Here is an 18,531-nt window from a genome sequence, read left to right as displayed (position 1 = left end):
TCATATTTTTCTATTACGGCAGGGATGTACCCCCCTGTTTGGCATTGACTGGCATCGAAAACACCCCGTCAGATCCAACAGGAAAAATCAGGCCCGCGCGTCCATTTTCAATGTGCATCCTGCCGGTATTCGGTATAAGTTCCGCCGGAGAAGGACCGCATGAGTGGTTCACCCTCGAATGAAATGTCGAAAGAAGACAGCTGCATCTGACCGTCTTTTTGACCGTAAATCGGCCCATCAACGCCAAGGCTTTTTGCAAGAACGTCGGCCTCTACCACCAGGCGCATACGGGCGGCGTTCAGACGGTCTTCATCCATAGCGTTCATTTGCTGCATCTTTAGGGTCATCTCTTGGCCCTCACGCAGTGTACGGCCCTCAAATGTGCCGTCGATCTTCGGGTCGCCGCCGCCGAAATGATTAATAATACTAATGCTGCCTTGCATGACACTGATTGTCCTGCTTGCATATTCCACGGCATCATCACGAGAACCAAAGCTGAAAGGTTTTAGGGTCCCGGCCTGTGCCCCGTGGTATAGTGCTGTTGAGGCCTGATTCACCTTTGGCGCAAAGCCCTTTTCATCACTCAGACGCGCTAGCTCAATAAACCGGTCTTTGTCGCGCGCAAGATCGGCCAGGTATTCATGATCGTTAGGGCGGCTGTTCTCCATCATCGCGTACACAGCGCGCATTTTGCCCTCGTGCGTTGTTGCGTTCTCTATGTCAGCACTGAGCTTAGCACTGATTTGTTCCGATTTTTCCTGCCCGGCAGCCTCAACCTGATAGCGCGCAAAATCAGCTCGATACTCCTGATAGTTGGGGCGCTCGCTTTCCATCAACCTGTGCCAAGCGCGCAGCCTTGCCTCAAGCGTTGATGGATTCTTGATATCAGCACTGATCTGTTCAGGTTTTTCCTGCTCTACAGTCGCAGCCTGTGTTGCGGTCGTTACGGCGGGTTTTATCTGCAGGGGCATAGCCTGCATGGAGCTGATTTGCATGGGAACACCCTTTCACAGGCAGACTACCCCACAAATCATGAAATAACCCTGAACAGCCGCCGCAGCGCAACCAAGGGCACCACTCGCGGGAGAAACAACAAAAAAGAGCGCCCGAAAGCGCCCTTTCATCTTGCCTTAAATACTCTCGCCGAAGGCGCGCGGTTTTCGAAGAAAACCGCTTGGTTCAATCCAACCAGATCGGGTTTGACCAGGCCATCTTGCCCGCGCGATCAACAACGGTCACACGGAACCATTTGGAATGCCCCATCTTGTTCAGAGGTGTCTCACAACGCGTCATGCTTTCGCCGAATACCGCATGTGATTTACAGCCAACCCCTTGAAAGATAACGCGGGCCGCCGCGGAACATTCCACGTGGATTTTCTTGTCTTTGATCTCAATATGGCGAATTTCTGGACCTTGCGATGAATAAAAATCACCGGCTTTCAAAGCCTCCAAAAGCAGTTCTGGATCGTTTTTCTCAGCCTTGACCATCACCCAGCCGCCAAAAGCATCATGACCGTTGAAATGTGCGTCATCGGTGGCAACCAGGTTCACGCGACGGCCTTCCATCAAAAGCACATCAAGCGTGTGGCACCCGTCTGGGCGGGCACAATCAACGTAGCAACTGTGGTTATAGCCCTCAACCGCATGGGCCGCCTCAATGGAACGTGCGTCCGCATTGGTCAGACCCGACCATTCGGGATGCGCCAGGATCACATAAGCCCCTGCATCACGTGCACGTTGCGCGATCTCAGGGCCGGTTTCCTGATCATCGGTGACACTGAAAAACTTGGTCTTTGACGGTGCAAAATCCTTAGGCAGGCCCACGGCCACGATATGCCAAAGGTCACCGTTTTCTTGCGCACCTGAATGCAATTCAGCACCTGCAATCGTGGTGAATTCATCATCGTGAAACGCTGTGGTATCGGCAATTGGCCAATCATACAGGCCCACGAAGTGATCCGTCAGCGAGATGAAATCATAGCCTTCCGCTTTATAGCGACGGCAGACTTCTTCTGGCGTTACAAGCCCGTCAGACAGGGTTGAATGGGTGTGCAAGTTTCCACGAAAGAAACGGCCGGGTTTGGAATATGCGGTGGGGATCATGATGCGGGCTCCTGCTTTTGGCACGCTTGTAGTTGGGTCAGGTAACAAAAATACGGCACCGCAAAGCGATGCCGTAGAAATGAGTATTTTCGGCAAGATGAAACAGCGGTTGTCCCGCAGCGACACCAGCGCCAAGAATGCGACGCGATTAAGCCGCTGGCATGCCTTTTTCAACGATCTCGGCGTACCATGAACAACCGGCAGGCAAGGTTTCGTCGTTGAAGTTATATTTCGGGTGATGGACCATGGCGCCATCTGTGCCATTGCCAACCAAGATATAAGCCCCAGGACGCGCATTTGACATGAAGGCAAAGTCTTCGCCGCCCATGATCAGGGCTGCATTGTCATCACAACTGCCAGACACAGAGCGCGCAACATCTGCTGCAAATTTGGTCTGTTCTTCCGCGTTGACCATCACAGGATAGCCGCGTGTGTATTGCACATCAACAGAGCCGCCAAAGGTCGTTGCAATGCCTTCACAAATCGCCTTGAAGCGCGCTTCGACCTGATCCTGGACGCCGGTATCAAGTGTACGCACCGTGCCGCGTAGGGTCACAGTTTCAGGGATCACATTATGGGCTTTGCTTTCGGTCTCGAAACTTGTGACGGACACGACGACCTGCTTCACAGGATCCACATTGCGCGAGGCAATGGTCTGCAAAGCAACAACCATATGGGAGGCAATCACAGTTGTATCGATGCATTCATTTGGTTTTGCCGCATGGCCCCCAAGGCCCTTGACGGTGATGTGAAACTGGTCAGCCGCCGCGAAAAACGCACCTGTTCGGATTGCGAAAGATCCCACTTCATGACCGGGCCAATTGTGCATACCATAGACTTCATCGACGTTATATTTGTCCATAACCCCTTCATCCACCATGATTTTTCCGCCGCCGCCGCCTTCTTCAGCCGGTTGGAACAACAGCACACAAGTGCCATCAAAATTGCGGGTTTCCGCAAGATATTTCGCGGCACCCAACAACATGGACGTGTGACCATCATGGCCACAAGCATGCATTTTACCCGGCGTTTTCGAAGCATATTCGAGGCCAGTGTCTTCCAAAATCGGCAGCGCATCCATGTCAGCACGCAGGGCGATGGTCTTGCCTGTTGTGTTGGTTTTGCCTTTGATCACAGCCACAACGCCAGTTTGTGCGACACCGGTTTCAATGCTGTCAACGCCAAATTCCTTCAAGCGCGCCTCAACAAAAGCGGCGGTTTCATGACAATCAAACAACAGTTCAGGGTTCTCGTGAAGGTGACGGCGCCAGCCGGTGATTTCACTTTGCAGTTCGGCAAATCGGTTCTTGGGAGGCATTTTATTATCCTTAGGTTTAAGGGTCAGCGCATATCCTGACCCGATGTTTTAGTCAGCTCAGGGGCATTCTTCGTTCGGCAAGTTCGACAAACCAGGCGCTGCCAAAGGGGATCGCTTCGTCGTCGAAATTATATTCTGGGTGATGGCACATCTGCGTGTCACCATTGCCCAGGAAAATATACGCTCCCGGGCGTTCTTCTAACATATAGGAGAAGTCCTCAGAGGGCATAATAGGATCGGTGTTGTCATTCACCTGTGCAGAAACGGCCCTGGCGGCATCGGCGGCAAATGCGGTTTCGGCGTCAGTGTTTAATGTCACGGGATAGCCGGGTGTCCATTCCACCTCAGCCACAGCCCCAAAGGCCGAGGCCGTGTCCGTGGCCACGCGTTTAATACGGTCTTCGCAGATCGAGCGATATTCGCTGTCCAGCGTGCGCAACGTGCCTTCCATCACCACCTCATGGGCGATGACGTTGCTGGCGGCGCTGTCGGTGTTAAACGTGCCGACGGTCAGAACAACGCGTTTCAGCGGATCAACATTGCGTGCGACAATCGTCTGTAAAGACACAACAATTTGCGCCGCCACAAGGGTTGTATCAATCGCCAATGCAGGTTCCGCCGCATGGCCACCTTTGCCGGTCACGGTGATTTTGAATTCATCAGAAGACGCCAAAAGCGCGCCGGGGCAGATCGCAAATTCGCCCACCGGAATGCCCGGTGAGTTGTGCAGCCCGTAAACTTCCTGGATGTTCCAGCGGTCCATCATGCCGTCTTGGCACATGGCAAGTCCGCCTGCCCCGCCTTCTTCCGCCGGTTGGAAAATCAAGGCGACAGTGCCATCAAAATTACGGGTTTCCGCTAGGTACTTCGCAGCGCCCAGCAACATCGCCGTATGCCCGTCATGGCCACAAGCGTGCATTTTCCCCGGCACGGTGGAGGCATATTCAACCCCGGTGGCTTCCTCAATCGGCAGAGCATCCATATCAGCGCGCATGCCAATGACGCGGCCTTTGGTGTCGGTTTTGCCTTTGATCAGCGCGACGACACCGGTTTTACCGATGCCCGGCGTGATCTCATCGACGCCGAATTCGGTCAAACGTTCCACCACAAACGCGGCTGTTTCATGCACGTCATACATAAGTTCGGGATGGGCGTGAAGGTGGCGACGCCAACCAGTGATTTCATTGTGCATTTCAGCGAAACGGTTCTTAACGGGCATCATTGCCTCCTTCATACATTCGGCTAAACATTTGGGCCAGGCACCATGGGCGAGCCATCAGAAAAACGCGACAGACGAAAACGCGTCATATCGTAACCCACATCGCGCCCCTGCACCATATCAGCAAGGATACGACCAAAGGCCGGACCGATGCCAAACCCATGGCCACACATGCCCGTCGCCACAGTCAGGCCGGGCAGTTTTTCCACGCGATCGACCACGGGCACAACATCAGGCAGCACATCAATCATCCCGGCCCAAGCATCTGCGACCGTTGCCTCAGCGGTATCGGGCCAAGCGCGATTGAACGCCTTCACCGTGGCCGCAACTTTTTTCATGTCCGGTTTGGGCGACAGGATGCGCATGCGTTCAAACGGTGTTTCATTGGCGTCATTCCAGCGCCGCGCGGTGAACAGCGCATCGGGGAAATGCTTTGGCGCGGGCGGACGCAGGCTTACTTTAAATCCACCACTGAACACAAAGGGCAGATACCAGCGCATCAGGCGGATCACATCGGGCCCAATATAGACATCCGTGTCGGTGGACGGCGCAAGCGTAAAGCCCCCATCTTCACGCGGGCGCATGGCGAAATCAGGGTCCACGGCGCAGGTCATTTCCGGGCCAGAAACCGGCGACGTCGCGCAAGCCGTGTTGCGCACGGATGTTTGCGGGATCGAAATACCATGTTGCCGCAGGAACAAGGGTGACCAAGCACCACCGGCCAGAACCACTTGATCACAAGCGATTTTTCCGGCTTCGGTTACAACACCCGCGACTTTGCCTGCGACCATATCGAGACCACGCACGGCACAGCCCTCAATGATCTGCGCCCCGGCATCGCGTGCCAGATCCCCCATCAATGGCACGGCAACATCAGGTTCGGCCTTCATGTCGGTGGGGGTATTCAACCCGCCAATCCAGTCCCCTTTTGGGGTCCCCAGCATCTGATCAATTTGTGCGCGGTCAAGGATTTGGCTGCTGACGCCGTAAGGTTTCGCCTTTTCCAACCAGTCGCGATACAGATCCATCTTCGCCGCATCACGCGCCAGATAGGTGACACCGCAGGACCGCAGGCCCATTGCGCCATTGCTGTCCGTGTCAAGATCCTGCCAAAGCTGCTGTGCCTCCTGCATGATGGGGATCTCATCAAAATCCCGCCCCTGCATGCGGATCCAGCCCCAATTGCGGCTGGATTGTTCCGCTGCAACACGGCCCTTTTCCAGCACCACAACCGACAAGCCCGCCCGCGCTGCATAAAGCGCTGTGGTGATGCCGATGATCCCGCCGCCGATAATGGCCAGATCAACAGCATCCGGCAGCGCCCCGCGATATGGCGCGGGGTCAGGCAGGCGGAAGGGTTTTGTCATTGCAGGCGAACCAGAAGCTTATCCATAAAGCCAACACCGGCGTTAAACTCAGAAATCTCAATAAATTCATCCGGTTGATGCGCTTGCGCAATGTCACCGGGGCCACAGACCACGGCGGAATACCCACCTTCTTGGAATTGCCCGGCCTCAGTGCCGTAAGACACAACATGGCTGGCGTTGTCACCGGTGATCGCGCGCACAAGAGTTTCCGCCGCACCATCTTTTTCCGGGCGCAAAGGCGGCAGAGAGAAATCCTCAACCATGATCACACCGGCGTCGGGGTGACGGGCTTTTAGTTCCGCATCCAAGTCGGCGACAAACGGCAGAAGACGGGCTTCCCACTGGGCGCGGTCTTCGTCCGCAACAATACGAAAATCAAGGTCAAACCGGCAATCCCCTGCTGTGATATTGCCCGCTGTGCCGCCCTCAATCGTGCCGGAATGCACGGTGGTGAACGGGGGATTAAACATGCCTGCAATAGCGCTTGGGGTTTTTGCGGCCAGTTCTGCGTTGGTCTCGTTGATCCAGGTCAGGATCTTTGCGCTTTCCAGGATGGCAGAAACGCCCGTGTGCATCAGGGATGAGTGCACTTCAAAGCCCTTCACATGCACATCCCAGCCGAAACCGCCCTTATGGCCGGTGACCGCTTGCATGGTGGAAGGTTCACCAATAATCGCAGCTTCTGCGCGCGGAATATCCGTGTTTGCAACCATATGCGCAATCATCGGCGGGGCACCGGTGCAACCGATTTCCTCGTCATACGACAGGGCCACCTGGAGAGGTTTCTTCAACTTGCCATCTGCATGCAATTTCGCCGCCTGCGCCATGGCCCAAAGCGCGATTGCATCAAAGCCCTTCATGTCACAGGTGCCACGACCGTAATACCGCCCGTCGCGTTCCGTCACAGTCCAAGGATCGCTTGACCAATCCTGCCCATCCACCGGCACAACATCTGTGTGACCAGACAGAACAACACCGCCAGGCGCATCTGGGCCAACCGACGCATAGATCGCGGATTTATTGCCCTCGGGGTTTGGCACGCGGGTAGATGCAATGCCGTGGGATGCAAGATAGCTTTCCACCCAGTCGATCAGATCAAGGTTGCTGTCGCGGCTGACGGTCGGGAAAGAGATCAGTTTTGTCATGATCTCAAGGGCAGAGAGGTTCATACTCATCGAAGGTCCATCTTCTTTTCATAATAAGTCATTGCACGTCTTTCTTGCCCCCCGTCAGATCGCATCCCTAGATATTACGAAACATCCAGGGAAAGACAGGGTTTCAAGTCATTCGTACAAGATCGATCAAGCGAAGCCCATACCGTGGAAATAACGTATTCCCGAAGGGCCAAATAAAATTCGCCCTGCGCTGATGACACAGCACAGGGCGAAGAAAGATCAGTACCAGTCACCCTTCAGGATGAAGTGTTCCGGGCCGATTTCTTCGTATTCTGAAGGGCCTGCGGTGTGGCTTACCGGGAAGATTGGCGACGGAATTGGTTTAAAGTTCAATTCCTTACCGATCATTTTCCTGCGTGGATCAGCGACAGGCACCGCAGACATTAGCGATTTGGTGTAAGCGTGTTGTGGGTTTTCAAACACCTGCGCGCGTGGGCCGATCTCAACGATCCGACCCAGATACATCACAGCTGTGATATGGCTGACGCGTTCGACAACGGCCATATCGTGGCTGATAAACAAGAAAGCGAGGCCAAGCTCGGCCTGCAATTCCATCATCAAGTTCAGAACTTCGGCCTGCACGGACACGTCCAATGCTGACACGGCTTCATCCGCGATGATCAGTTTCGGGTTCAAAGCCAAAGCACGCGCAATCGCCACACGCTGACGCTGGCCACCGGACATCTCATGCGGATACCGACGCATAAACGTGCGTGGCAGTTTCACCCGGTCAAACAGGTTGGCAACACGATCTTCCAGTTCCGAACCGGAACAGATGTTATAATTGCGCAGAGGCTCGGCCACCTGATCAAACAGACGCACCTGCGGGTTGAGCGAGGCAAATGGATCCTGGAAGATCATCTGCATATCGCGACGTTCCATACGCATTTCTTCGGGCGACAGGGAAAGAATATCCTTGCCTTCCATGGAGACCTGACCAGAGGTCGGTTCAACCAAACGCAGGATCGACCGCCCCACCGTGGATTTACCGCAGCCAGATTCCCCCACAAGCGACACAGTTTGCCCGGCATTGATGGTAAAGCTCACGTCTTCCACCGCATGCACATTGGCCACGACTTTTTGGATGACGCCCTTTTTCACCGGGAACCGCGTGATCAGGTTTTTGACCTCAAGCAGCGGTTTGGGATCAACCACGGGTGCATCAAGTGCTTTTGGTTCAGGCTGGCCAATCAGGCGCATGGGTTCGGGGTTGGATTTGCCCTTCATTTCACCAAGGCGCGGCACGGCGGCCAGCAGGGCTTTGGTGTAATCTTCTTTGGGGTTTTCAAAGACTTCTTCGACGGTCCCCTCTTCGACCATATTGCCGCGGAACATCACAAGCACGCGATCCGCCATCTGCGCCACCACGGCCATGTCATGGGTGATAAAGATCACGGCCATGTCATTTTCGCGTTTCAAACGGTCAATCAATGCAAGGATTTCAGCCTGGATCGTCACATCAAGTGCGGTGGTCGGTTCATCGGCGATCAGAACTTTGGGTTCGCAAGCCATGGCGATCGCAATCACCACGCGCTGGCGCATGCCACCTGATAACTCATGCGGGTATTGATCGAAACGGCGTTCAGGTTCCGGGATGCGCACCTGCTTCAAAAGTTCAATCGCACGTTCCTTGGCTTGCGCCTTGTTCATGCCTTTGTGAACTTTCAGCCCTTCGGTCAGCTGGCGGCCAACCGTGAACACCGGATTCAGGGCCGTCATGGGTTCCTGGAAGATCATCGCGATTTCATTGCCGCGAATTTCGCGCATCAAAGCAGAATCGGCATTTTCAATGTCGACCACACCTTTTTCGCCGCGATCAAACTTAAGCGAGCCGCCGGCAATTTCACCGCCGCCAAATTCCACAAGCCGCATCATCGACAAAGAGGAAACGGACTTACCCGAACCTGATTCACCTACGATACAAAGGGTTTCGCCGGGTTTCACATGAAAGGACACGTCCTCCACGCCGACAACAAGCCCGCTTGAGGTTTCGAACTCAACGCGTAGATTTTGAATATCAACAAGTGGCTTGTCCAACATGAAATATTCCCCCCGGATTTTGTTATTTTTGCTGTTTTCCCGTGCAAGCTACGCACCGGATTGCAGCCCTGTCAAACAACTAACGCGAAACACAGAAAATCACGAAAGATTTATAAACAGTGAATAAAGGCAAAGAACATCGCAAACAGAATCGATTCCATGGGGATGGGCCGATTGGCGGGACCTCAGCGGTATCTAGACATGTCAGCTGCGATTTTCGAACATGTCCAAGAATCGTCTCGACGCGTTAAAAAATTACGTTTCACAGCGTCAATTCATTAAAATTCTTTTAATTTGGGTAAGCGACTTGCTTTTCTCTTACGGATTGTCTGAACTAACATCACTTGTCGAAGAGTTTTTCAGGCCCGCATAAGGCCAATGAGAAAAGAAAAACCATCGTCAAAACCTACTTCGGTTCCGTTCACTTTGATCGGGATCACCAACAAGGAGAGAAACATGAACTTCAAAGCAACCCTTCTGGGTGCTGCAGCTGCTTTTGCAATGGCCCCGGCTGCCATGGCGGAACGTGGCGCAGACGGTCACGTCAATATCATCTATTGGCAAGCCCCATCTGGCATGAACCCATATCTATCCGGTGGCACGAAAGAACTTGAGGCAGCCAGCCTCGTGATTGAGCCACTCGCACGTTACAACGAAGAAGGCACCATGGTTGCTTGGCTTGCGGAATCCGTTCCAACAGTTGCAAACGGCGGCGTGTCTGAAGACCTGACATCCATCACATGGACCCTAAAAGAAGGCCTTCTTTGGGCTGACGGTTCTGCTGTGACCTCTGCGGATGTACGTTTTTCTTGGCAGTATTGTACTGCTGAAGGCGGCGGATGTGCTCAGACTGAGAAATACAACGATGTGACCGATGTTGAAATCGTTGATGATCGCACCGTGACTGTACACTTTGGTGTGTCCAAGCCTTTCCCATACGGCCCATTTGTTGGTGCACAAGCGCCAATCATCCAGGCAGCACAATTTGCAGACTGTCTCGGTGCAAAAGCACCTGAGTGTACAGATGCGAACTTCAAACCACAGGGTACTGGTCCGTTCACCGTAACTGACTTCCGTTCCAATGACGTTGTGTCTTTGGCTGCGAACCCGAACTACCGCGATGCATCTAAACCAGCATTCGCAACAGCGACCTTGAAAGGTGGCGGATCCGCAACTGACGCTGGTCGTGCAGTTCTGGCAACCGGCGAATTCGACTACGCTTGGAACCTGCAACTTGCACCAGACGTGCTTGCTGAAATGGCGTCCGCAGGCAAAGGTACTGTTGTATCTTCCTTCGGTACCCTTGTTGAGCGTATCATGGTCAACCAAACTGACGTTTCTGCTGATCTTGGCGATCGTCGTGGTACTGCTGATAATGCGCACCCATTCCTGTCAGACATCAACGTGCGTAAAGCACTGTCCATGGCAATCGATCGCGACCTTCTGGTTGAAATCGGCTATGGCACCGCAGGTCGCCCGACTTGTAACGTTCTGCCAGCACCTGCGATCTACAAGTCCTCTGCAAATGACGCATGCCTTGTACAAGACATCGCAGCGGCAAACGCACTTCTGGACGGCGCTGGCTGGGCCATGGGTTCTGACGGTGTTCGTGCAAAAGACGGCGTTCGTCTGTCCATGCTGTACCAAACATCCACAAACGCTGTGCGCCAGGATTTCCAAGCGCTGATCAAACAGTGGTGGGCAGAAATCGGTGTTGAAACCGAGTTGCGCAACATCGACGCATCTGTGTTCTTCGGCGGCGATCCAGCGTCCAACGACACCTTCCAGAAGTTCTTTGCTGACGTTGAAATGTACGCGAACAACTTTGACGGTACAGACCCTGAGTCATACATGGCGAACTGGGCTTGTGAGCAGGCACCACGCCCTGAAACACAATGGCAGGGCAACAACATGCCGCGCTTCTGTTCCGATGAATATGACGCCTTGGTTGCTGAAATGGCGACAACTGGTGATCTGAATGAGCGTGCACGTCTGGCAAAAGCCATGAACGACATGCTGATGCAAGAATATGTGATCATCCCACTTGTGGACCGTGGTCGTGTATCTGCACATGCAAACACCCTTGGTGGCGTTATCCTGAACACATGGGATAGCGAACTTTGGAATGTTGCTGATTGGCATCGTGTTGACGGCTAATCCCGTTACAGGTAGCCACGCTGCCTGACACATAGAACGGACTTGCCCCGCCCTTTCGCGGGGCAAGTCTTACCCGGAACGCGCATCCTGAGGCACCTCAATGCTCAATTTTATCATTCGTCGATCGGGCATATCCGTTTTGACGTTGTTCTTCATCTCCTTCGTCATCTTCATGCTGCTGGCCATGGCGCCAGGTGATCCAACTGCAAGTTTGCCGTTGTCGATCCCTGCTGAAGTTAAGGCGGCTATCCGTGAATCCCTTGGCCTGGGGCAGAACCCATTTGTTCGCTTTGTGAAATGGTTCTATGCCTTCTTCTGGATTGAGCCGATGTACACCATCGAGCAGCTCACCGGTTTGAACACCTACTGGGATCAACAGCGGATTATCTCATTCCAAAGCCGGTCCCCGGTGATGGATATCGTCTGGCAACGCATCCCACAGACCCTATGGGTTGTTGGGCTTGGCTATTTGGTTGGGACATTGATTGCGCTGCCAATCGGCGTTATTTCAGCCTATAAACAATACAGCTGGTTTGACCAGATCGGTACCTTCATTTCGATGGTTGGCTTTTCTGTACCGACCTTCTTTACGGGTGTTCTGCTGATTGTGATCTTCTCGGTCAATCTGGGCTGGTTCCCGTCAATCTATGATACCACCCTTGTGGTCGACAGCTGGGCGAACTTCGTAAAACAAGTCAAACAAATGGTCCTGCCAGTGTCAGTGCTTGCGCTGTATAACGCAGCCCAAATCAGCCGCTTTATGCGCGCATCCATGCTGGACAATCTCAACCAAGATTACGTTCGCACAGCGCGGGCCAAAGGGCTTGGCGAAAAAGCTGTGGTCTTGGTGCATGTGATGCGCAACTCAATGATCCCGGTTGTGACCGTGATTGCTTTGGGTGTGCCGACTGTATTTTCAGGCGCTATCATCACGGAACAAGTGTTTAAGGTGAACGGCCTTGGTCAGCTTCTGATCACCGCCATTCAGGCCAATGACATTCCGATGGTGCAAACCCTGACCGTGATCTTCGCCGTATTGATCATTCTCTTTAACCTGATTGCCGATGTCCTGTACGGCGTGCTTGATCCGAGGATCCGCTATGACTGATAAAACCGTAACCCAACAGGACATCGCCGCAAGCGCGTCTCGCAGCCAGTGGTGGGATGTCTGGGCACAGTTCCGCACCCACCGCGGCGCGATGATTGGGGCTTTCGTCTTCCTGTTGATCGTCTTTGGTATCCTTCTGGGGCCTTGGCTTTGGTCAACCGATGCGACCTTCATCGACATTCGTGCTAAGAACGCGCGTGCCATCAGTTCTTGCTTTTCGCAGGACTGGGGAATGATCGGACGATGTTTGGCGGACCCAATCTCGATGAAAGCCGAAACCGGATTGAAGGTCTATTGGGCACATCCTTTGGGCACAGATCAGCTGGGGCGTGACAACCTCGCACGGGTCATCAAAGGGGGGCAAGTGTCCTTGGCTGTTGGCGTCACAGCGATGCTTTTGGCTTTGTTCGTAGGGACATTGGTCGGCGTGTTGGCTGGGTTCTTCAAAAAGCTTGATGGCCTGCTGATGCGGACGACGGACTTGTTCCTCGCCCTGCCCCTTCTGCCGTTGCTCCTTGTGATGTTCATGCTGTTTCGCGACACGCTGAATTCAAACTTTGGGCCGGAAATGGGCGCCTTCATTCTGATGGTCACCGCGATTGGTATCACCAGCTGGATGCCCACGGCGCGGATTGTGCGTGGCGATGTACTTGCCATCAAGGAACGTGAGTTCGTTCTGGCAGCCCGTTCCATCGGCACCACCAATTCCAAGTTGATCATGCGCCACGTTCTACCGAACGTGATGTCCCCGATCATGGTGTCAGCGACTTTGGGGATCGCCAACGCGATCATCACAGAATCGGCCCTATCTTTCTTGGGCCTCGGTTTTCCACCGGATTTCCCGACTTGGGGACGCCTTCTGTTTGATAGCACTGACTTCTTGGTCTCTTACCCAGAGCGCGTGATCTACCCAGGTCTTGCCATCTCACTGACGGTTCTTTCTGTGAACTACATCGGTGACGGCCTGCGTGACGCATTGGATCCACGGATCCGCGGGCGCTAGCCCCGGTTTCTTTGAAAGAAACCGTTCCGGAATTTTTCAAAAATTCCGACCACCCAATATAAAACGGCCCGGCAGAAATGCACGGGCCGTTTTCTGTGTCTCATTCACGCCCCACCGCATGTCCCATACGTGCCCAAGCGATCTTCGCTGGATTTAATGCAACGCATTGCGGATCCGCCGAACCGTCAACCAAACCGCAGCAATCACAGGCGGGATCAGCATCGCTGTCAACATCGCCTTATCCAACCCTGCGGGTATCGCCAGAGGGTACAGCGCATAGCTTGCCAAATTCACTGCATAATAGCTGATCGCCACCACGGACAGACCCTCAACGGTCTTTTGCAAATGCAGCTGCTGATCCGCGCGACGATCCATGCTTTCAAGCAAGAGCTGGTTCTGTGCAGAACGTTCCACTTCTACACGCGTGCGCAGCAATTCTGCCGCTCGAAACGCCCGCGCTGAGATATTTTGCAACTGGGCCTCAACCGCCTCAGAGGTGCGCATCGTCGGTTCAAACCGGCGCGACATGAACTCCTCAAAGGTTTGCCGCCCGCCAATACGACGTTCCCGCAGCACGGCGATCTTATCCGCAACCAAACTGCTATAGGCCCGGGTGCCCGAAAACCGAAACGCCGTCTGTGCCGAAATCGCTTCCAATTCCGCCGTCAAAGGCAAAAGCGCTGACAAGACTGCCTCGGGTTCGGCGCCGCTCATCCGATTGATCAAGCGGTTAAGACGCATATCGATCCCACCTAGGTCACGTGACACATCCTTCGCGCGCTGATATCCCAGCATCGACATCGCCTTGTAGGTCTCGATTTCGCACAGACGCTGCACGATCCGGCCAATCCGTTGCGCACCAGTCTTTGGCGCAGCAATCACCCGAAACCGCATCTGCCCCTGCGCATCAATGCGAAAATCGCCAGCGATGATTGCGGCCCCATCCAACACATTGCTGGCAGCCAAGCTTTCTGGGACAAAGTCTTCTTTCAACACACGCGCCAGATCGGCCTTATCCGCAGGTTTTTCGCTGACTTGGATCACGGCCGAGGTCAAGCGGACCCCAGGCATTTCCATCAGCCAATCGCGTGGAAACAGTCCGAACCCATCACCGTCCACCCCGCGCCCATCAACAAATAACGTATAGCTCACGAATTCCGTGTGGCTTTCCCATTTGATCTGATGCTGGCCAAGACGCCCAGAATAATGCGTGGCACCAGGCCGGGGATGATCTGCGCCAAAGTGGTCAAGCAAAGCCAAAAGATGGGCCAAATCCGCCCCTCTGTCACGCCTTGCGGCATCCGCCGGGCGCTTCACCGCCAAATAGATCGCAGTCGCGCCAACACTCAGCGTTGGAAAAGGCCGCGCGTGCAGCTCATTTGCCAGCGCATAACGCTGCTGATGGTCAATAATCGCATTCATCTGCCTGTCCTGCCCCAGTCTTACCCTAGTCTCTTAGGCGGACGCTAAACCGAAATTCTCCCTGTAGTAAAGATAAAAATCTATATCTTTCAAGATGTTACAGAATACCATTGTATACAGCACAATCCCAAGGCAGTCAGGGATTGCCCATAAGCTTACTTCACCCTACGGTTGATCCATTAACCTTACTTAATAATGGATTAACACATGAAATCTGTATTTACCTTTCTCGTCGTTCTTTTAACCTGCACATCTGCCATCGCCCATTCCGGCGGCACTAATAAAGATGGCTGTCATGCGGGCTCGCGCCCATATCACTGTCATTAAAGGCCACATCACAAATACAAAAAGGCCCGCAATATTGCGGGCCTTTTCCATTTCATTTTCCAGTTATCCTACTGAATCATCGTCAGCAATTGATCCAAGCTGGCTTTCGCATCGCCATAAAACATCCGGGTGTTTTCCTTGAAGAACAATGGATTTTCGATGCCGGAATAACCGGTACCTTGACCGCGTTTGGACACAAACACCTGCTTGGCTTTCCAGCATTCCAGAACCGGCATGCCCGCGATTGGGCTGTTGGGATCTTCTTGGGCTGCCGGGTTCACGATGTCATTGGACCCGATCACAATCGCCACGTCGGTTTCAGGGAAATCATCGTTGATTTCATCCATCTCCATCACGATGTCATAGGGCACTTTGGCTTCGGCCAGCAGCACGTTCATATGGCCAGGCAGACGCCCCGCAACAGGGTGGATCGCAAAGCGCACGGTCTTGCCTTTGGCACGCAAACGACGGGTCAGTTCAGCCACGTTTTGTTGTGCCTGGGCCACCGCCATGCCGTAACCCGGGATGATGACAATGCTGTCGGCCTCATCCAAAGCGCTGGCCACGCCATCGGCTTCAATCGCGATCTGTTCGCCTTCAACTTCCATCGCAGGGCCCGTGGTGCCGCCAAAGCCGCCCAGGATCACCGACACAAACGACCGGTTCATCGCCTTGCACATGATGTAAGACAGGATCGCCCCGCTTGAGCCCACAAGCGCGCCCACAACGATCAACAGATCATTGCCGAGGCTGAAACCAATCGCCGCCGCAGCCCAGCCGGAATAGCTGTTCAACATGGACACAACAACCGGCATATCCGCGCCGCCAATGCCCATGATCAGGTGGTAGCCGATGAACAGCGCCGCCAAGGTCATCAGGAACAGCGGAAAGAAACCGCCTGTGTTGAAATACCAAATCAACGTCAAAACAGAAATCGCCGCAGCACCCGCGTTCAACATATGACCGCCGGGCAGTTTTTCCGCCTTGGAATTCAACTTGCCCGCCAATTTGCCATAAGCAACGATGGAACCTGTGAAAGTCACGGCACCGATAAAGACGCCAAGGAACAGCTCGACCCGAAGGATCGCAATTTCAACGCCTGATTTATGGGCCAGAAGGGCTGCAAAACCCTCCAAACCGTGTTTCTCATCTGCTGTCATCGCCAGAACATTGCCCAATTCAAGATGGGCGTTATAGCCGATGAACACCGCTGCCAGACCGACAAGTGAATGCATCGCTGCCACCAGTTCAGGCATCTGTGTCATCTGCACTTTATTGGCCAATTGCCAGCCGATCACAGCACCCCCTGCGATCAAAACGATCGACAGGAACCACAGGCCAGAGCCCGGCCCCATAAGCGTCGCCGCAACGGCCAAAGCCATGCCGACAATGCCATACCAGATCGCGCGCTTGGCGTTTTCCTGGCTGGAAAGCCCCCCAAGCGACAGAATGAAAAGAACCGCTGCGACGACATAAGCCGCTGTTGTAAAACCGTAATCCATGTATTCGGCCCCCTTAAGATTTCTGGAACATGGCGAGCATACGCCGTGTCACCATGAAGCCGCCAAAGATGTTGATCCCGGCCATAAACACCGCGAGGCTCGACAGGAGGATCACCAGGAACGACCCGGATCCGATCTGCATCAAGGCACCCAAAATCACGATGGAAGAAATTGCGTTGGTCACCGCCATAAGCGGTGTGTGCAATGAATGTGCCACGCCCCAGATCACCTGGAAACCGATGAAAATCGACAGCACAAAGACGATGAAATGCTGCATAAAGCTGGCTGGGGCCACAAGCCCCACACCCAGCAAGAAGGCCGCGCCAACCGACAGCAGGATCACCTGTTGTTTGGTCTGGGCTTGGAACGCTGCGGTTTCTGCCGCGCGTTTTTCCTCGGGCGTCAGTTCTGGAACGACGTCCTTGGGTTTCGCGGCAATCGCTTGGACTTTTGGCGGCGGTGGCGGGAAGGTGATCTCGCCCTCAAAGGCCACGGTCGCGCCGCGGATCACGTCATCTTCCATGTTGTGATTGATCTGGCCGTCCTTTTCAGGGGTCAAATCAGCCATCATGTGACGGATATTGGTCGCATACAGGGTCGATGCCTGGGCCGCCATGCGCGATGGGAAATCGGTGTAACCCACAATCGTCACGCCATTATCTGTGACGATTTTCTCATCCATCACGGTCAGTTTACAGTTGCCGCCTTTTTCAGCCGCCAGGTCCACGATCACGGAACCCGGTTTCATCATGGCGACCATGTCTTCGGTCCATAATTCCGGCGCTTCGCGGTTCGGGATCAGGGCTGTGGTGATCACGATGTCAACGTCAGGTGCGAGTTCACGGAATTTCGCAAGCTGCGCTTCGCGGAACTCGGGGGAAGACACAGAGGCATAACCACCAGAGGACGCGCCGTCCGCCTGTTCTTCCTCAAAGTCGAGGTAGACAAATTCGGCCCCCATGGATTCAACTTGTTCCGCAGCTTCAGGCCGCACGTCAAACGCCAATGTGATCGCGCCAAGGCTTGTGGATGTGCCAATCGCCGCCAAACCTGCAACGCCCGCACCAACGATCAAAACCTTCGCCGGGGGCACTTTGCCCGCTGCTGTGATTTGACCCGTGAAGAAGCGACCAAAGTTGTTGCCCGCCTCAATCACCGCGCGATAACCCGCGATATTGGCCATGGATGACAGGGCATCCATTTTCTGCGCACGCGAAATACGTGGCACCATTTCCATGGCGATGACGTTTGCGCCCTTGGCTTTCGCTGCTTCCATGCCGTCGTCGTTGGCCGCCGGATTAAAGAAGGAGATCAGCGTCTGATCTTTGTGCAAACGTTTCAATTCCGTCGCATCAGGTTGGCGTACTTTGGCCACGATATCACAGGCCTTAAACAGCGCCGCGCCGGTTTTGAGAACCTCGACATTGGCGTCTTTATACATTGCGTTGGAAAAACCCGCAGCTTCGCCCGCGCCGCTTTCAATCGCGCAGTCATAGCCCAATTTTTGCAATTGTATCGCCGAATCCGGCGTCATAGCAACGCGCGCTTCCCCGGCAAATGTTTCCTTTGGTGCCCCGATTTTCAAACCTGTTCCCCTATTCCTACTACATTCCGGAAAAATCTCCGCCACGACAATATAGTTGCCATGTGCGACATTTTTCAGTCCCAGACTGCTTAACCTGAGTAACAATATTTCACAACAGCATGACGCAACCGTGATGATGTTTCGCCGTCAAAAAATGCGGGGAATTTTGAAAAACTTTCGGCAAAGGGAAAAGTATGCATTCGCA

At 54.0% G+C, this 18,531-nt stretch carries 14 protein-coding genes; 4 read left to right on the top strand and 10 right to left on the bottom strand.

Annotation, left to right across the window (positions count from 1 at the left end):
- Nucleotides 1–107 precede the first annotated feature (107 nt).
- The 7 genes from RJ38_RS17800 to RJ38_RS17770 all read right to left on the bottom strand — a co-directional run bounded on the left by RJ38_RS17800 (nucleotide 108) and on the right by RJ38_RS17770 (nucleotide 9,222).
- Nucleotides 108–833: a hypothetical protein gene (locus RJ38_RS17800; protein ID WP_156121929.1), complete on the bottom strand. Its 726-nt coding sequence runs from the start codon at nucleotides 831–833 to the stop codon at nucleotides 108–110.
- A gap of 346 nt (nucleotides 834–1,179) precedes the next feature.
- Complete coding sequence (locus RJ38_RS17795; RefSeq protein ID WP_039020174.1) at nucleotides 1,180–2,103, bottom strand: PHP domain-containing protein; 924 nt, start codon at nucleotides 2,101–2,103, stop codon at nucleotides 1,180–1,182.
- Nucleotides 2,104–2,251: 148 nt separating this feature from the next.
- A complete protein-coding gene (locus tag RJ38_RS17790) occupies nucleotides 2,252–3,421 on the bottom strand; it encodes a M20 aminoacylase family protein (protein WP_039020173.1) in 1,170 nt (389 codons plus the stop codon).
- A 52-nt stretch (nucleotides 3,422–3,473) separates the two neighbouring features.
- The gene (locus RJ38_RS17785) at nucleotides 3,474–4,640 is read right to left on the bottom strand and encodes a M20 aminoacylase family protein (RefSeq protein ID WP_039020241.1); all 1,167 of its coding nucleotides are present in this window, start codon (nucleotides 4,638–4,640) and stop codon (nucleotides 3,474–3,476) included.
- A gap of 23 nt (nucleotides 4,641–4,663) precedes the next feature.
- A complete protein-coding gene (locus tag RJ38_RS17780) occupies nucleotides 4,664–6,007 on the bottom strand; it encodes an NAD(P)/FAD-dependent oxidoreductase (RefSeq protein WP_039020172.1) in 1,344 nt (447 codons plus the stop codon).
- Nucleotides 6,004–7,182 (bottom strand): acetylornithine deacetylase, encoded by a 1,179-nt coding sequence (argE, locus tag RJ38_RS17775; protein ID WP_039020171.1) that lies wholly within the window; start codon nucleotides 7,180–7,182, stop codon nucleotides 6,004–6,006. The genes RJ38_RS17780 and argE overlap by 4 nt, the downstream gene beginning before the upstream one ends.
- A gap of 219 nt (nucleotides 7,183–7,401) precedes the next feature.
- Nucleotides 7,402–9,222 (bottom strand): ABC transporter ATP-binding protein, encoded by a 1,821-nt coding sequence (locus RJ38_RS17770; RefSeq protein ID WP_039020170.1) that lies wholly within the window; start codon nucleotides 9,220–9,222, stop codon nucleotides 7,402–7,404.
- Nucleotides 9,223–9,678: 456 nt separating this feature from the next.
- Between RJ38_RS17770 and RJ38_RS17765 the strand changes: the two genes are divergently transcribed.
- The 3 genes from RJ38_RS17765 (at nucleotide 9,679) to RJ38_RS17755 (ending at nucleotide 13,490) form a co-directional block, all read left to right on the top strand.
- A complete protein-coding gene (locus RJ38_RS17765; RefSeq protein WP_039020169.1) occupies nucleotides 9,679–11,379 on the top strand; it encodes a peptide ABC transporter substrate-binding protein in 1,701 nt (566 codons plus the stop codon).
- 100 nt (nucleotides 11,380–11,479) lie between these two features.
- Nucleotides 11,480–12,487 (top strand): ABC transporter permease, encoded by a 1,008-nt coding sequence (locus tag RJ38_RS17760; protein ID WP_039020168.1) that lies wholly within the window; start codon nucleotides 11,480–11,482, stop codon nucleotides 12,485–12,487.
- Complete coding sequence (locus tag RJ38_RS17755; protein ID WP_052245533.1) at nucleotides 12,480–13,490, top strand: ABC transporter permease; 1,011 nt, start codon at nucleotides 12,480–12,482, stop codon at nucleotides 13,488–13,490. Before RJ38_RS17760 ends, RJ38_RS17755 begins: the two co-directional genes overlap by 8 nt.
- A 153-nt stretch (nucleotides 13,491–13,643) precedes the next feature.
- Here RJ38_RS17755 and RJ38_RS17750 read toward each other — a convergent pair whose 3' ends face one another.
- Nucleotides 13,644–14,912: a DUF3422 family protein gene (locus tag RJ38_RS17750; RefSeq protein ID WP_039020167.1), complete on the bottom strand. Its 1,269-nt coding sequence runs from the start codon at nucleotides 14,910–14,912 to the stop codon at nucleotides 13,644–13,646.
- A gap of 207 nt (nucleotides 14,913–15,119) precedes the next feature.
- Between RJ38_RS17750 and RJ38_RS19550 the strand changes: the two genes are divergently transcribed.
- Nucleotides 15,120–15,239 carry a YHYH domain-containing protein gene (locus RJ38_RS19550; RefSeq protein ID WP_156121928.1) on the top strand — a complete coding sequence of 40 codons (120 nt, stop codon included), beginning with the start codon at nucleotides 15,120–15,122 and terminating at the stop codon, nucleotides 15,237–15,239.
- 68 nt (nucleotides 15,240–15,307) lie between these two features.
- Here the strand turns inward: RJ38_RS19550 and RJ38_RS17745 are convergent, their stop codons facing one another.
- Both RJ38_RS17745 and RJ38_RS17740 read right to left on the bottom strand, forming a co-directional pair.
- Nucleotides 15,308–16,741, bottom strand: a complete 1,434-nt coding sequence (locus RJ38_RS17745; RefSeq protein WP_039020166.1) for an NAD(P)(+) transhydrogenase (Re/Si-specific) subunit beta — start codon at nucleotides 16,739–16,741, stop codon at nucleotides 15,308–15,310.
- A 13-nt stretch (nucleotides 16,742–16,754) separates the two neighbouring features.
- Complete coding sequence (locus tag RJ38_RS17740) at nucleotides 16,755–18,326, bottom strand: Re/Si-specific NAD(P)(+) transhydrogenase subunit alpha (RefSeq protein WP_039020165.1); 1,572 nt, start codon at nucleotides 18,324–18,326, stop codon at nucleotides 16,755–16,757.
- Nucleotides 18,327–18,531 lie beyond the last annotated feature (205 nt).

Source organism: Halocynthiibacter namhaensis, from assembly GCF_000812685.1.
In the GTDB taxonomy this organism is placed as follows: domain Bacteria; phylum Pseudomonadota; class Alphaproteobacteria; order Rhodobacterales; family Rhodobacteraceae; genus Halocynthiibacter; species Halocynthiibacter namhaensis.
The sequence above is the reverse complement of the archived record's forward strand: the minus strand, read 5'-3'. Positions and strand labels throughout refer to the sequence as shown.

What these genes read in the sequence shown, in the direction of transcription:
- RJ38_RS17765 (WP_039020169.1), top strand. Translation starts at nt 9,679, where the DNA reads ATGAACTTCAAAGCAACCCTTCTGGGTGCTGCAGCTGCTTTTGCAATG.
- RJ38_RS17780 (WP_039020172.1), bottom strand. Translation starts at nt 6,007, where the DNA reads ATGACAAAACCCTTCCGCCTGCCTGACCCCGCGCCATATCGCGGGGCG.
- RJ38_RS17750 (WP_039020167.1), bottom strand. Translation starts at nt 14,912, where the DNA reads ATGAATGCGATTATTGACCATCAGCAGCGTTATGCGCTGGCAAATGAG.
- RJ38_RS17795 (WP_039020174.1), bottom strand. Translation starts at nt 2,103, where the DNA reads ATGATCCCCACCGCATATTCCAAACCCGGCCGTTTCTTTCGTGGAAAC.
- RJ38_RS17760 (WP_039020168.1), top strand. Translation starts at nt 11,480, where the DNA reads ATGCTCAATTTTATCATTCGTCGATCGGGCATATCCGTTTTGACGTTG.
- argE (WP_039020171.1), bottom strand. Translation starts at nt 7,182, where the DNA reads ATGAGTATGAACCTCTCTGCCCTTGAGATCATGACAAAACTGATCTCT.
- RJ38_RS17745 (WP_039020166.1), bottom strand. Translation starts at nt 16,741, where the DNA reads ATGGATTACGGTTTTACAACAGCGGCTTATGTCGTCGCAGCGGTTCTT.
- RJ38_RS17785 (WP_039020241.1), bottom strand. Translation starts at nt 4,640, where the DNA reads ATGCCCGTTAAGAACCGTTTCGCTGAAATGCACAATGAAATCACTGGT.
- RJ38_RS17790 (WP_039020173.1), bottom strand. Translation starts at nt 3,421, where the DNA reads ATGCCTCCCAAGAACCGATTTGCCGAACTGCAAAGTGAAATCACCGGC.
- RJ38_RS17800 (WP_156121929.1), bottom strand. Translation starts at nt 833, where the DNA reads ATGGAAAGCGAGCGCCCCAACTATCAGGAGTATCGAGCTGATTTTGCG.
- RJ38_RS17770 (WP_039020170.1), bottom strand. Translation starts at nt 9,222, where the DNA reads ATGTTGGACAAGCCACTTGTTGATATTCAAAATCTACGCGTTGAGTTC.
- RJ38_RS17755 (WP_052245533.1), top strand. Translation starts at nt 12,480, where the DNA reads ATGACTGATAAAACCGTAACCCAACAGGACATCGCCGCAAGCGCGTCT.
- RJ38_RS19550 (WP_156121928.1), top strand. Translation starts at nt 15,120, where the DNA reads ATGAAATCTGTATTTACCTTTCTCGTCGTTCTTTTAACCTGCACATCT.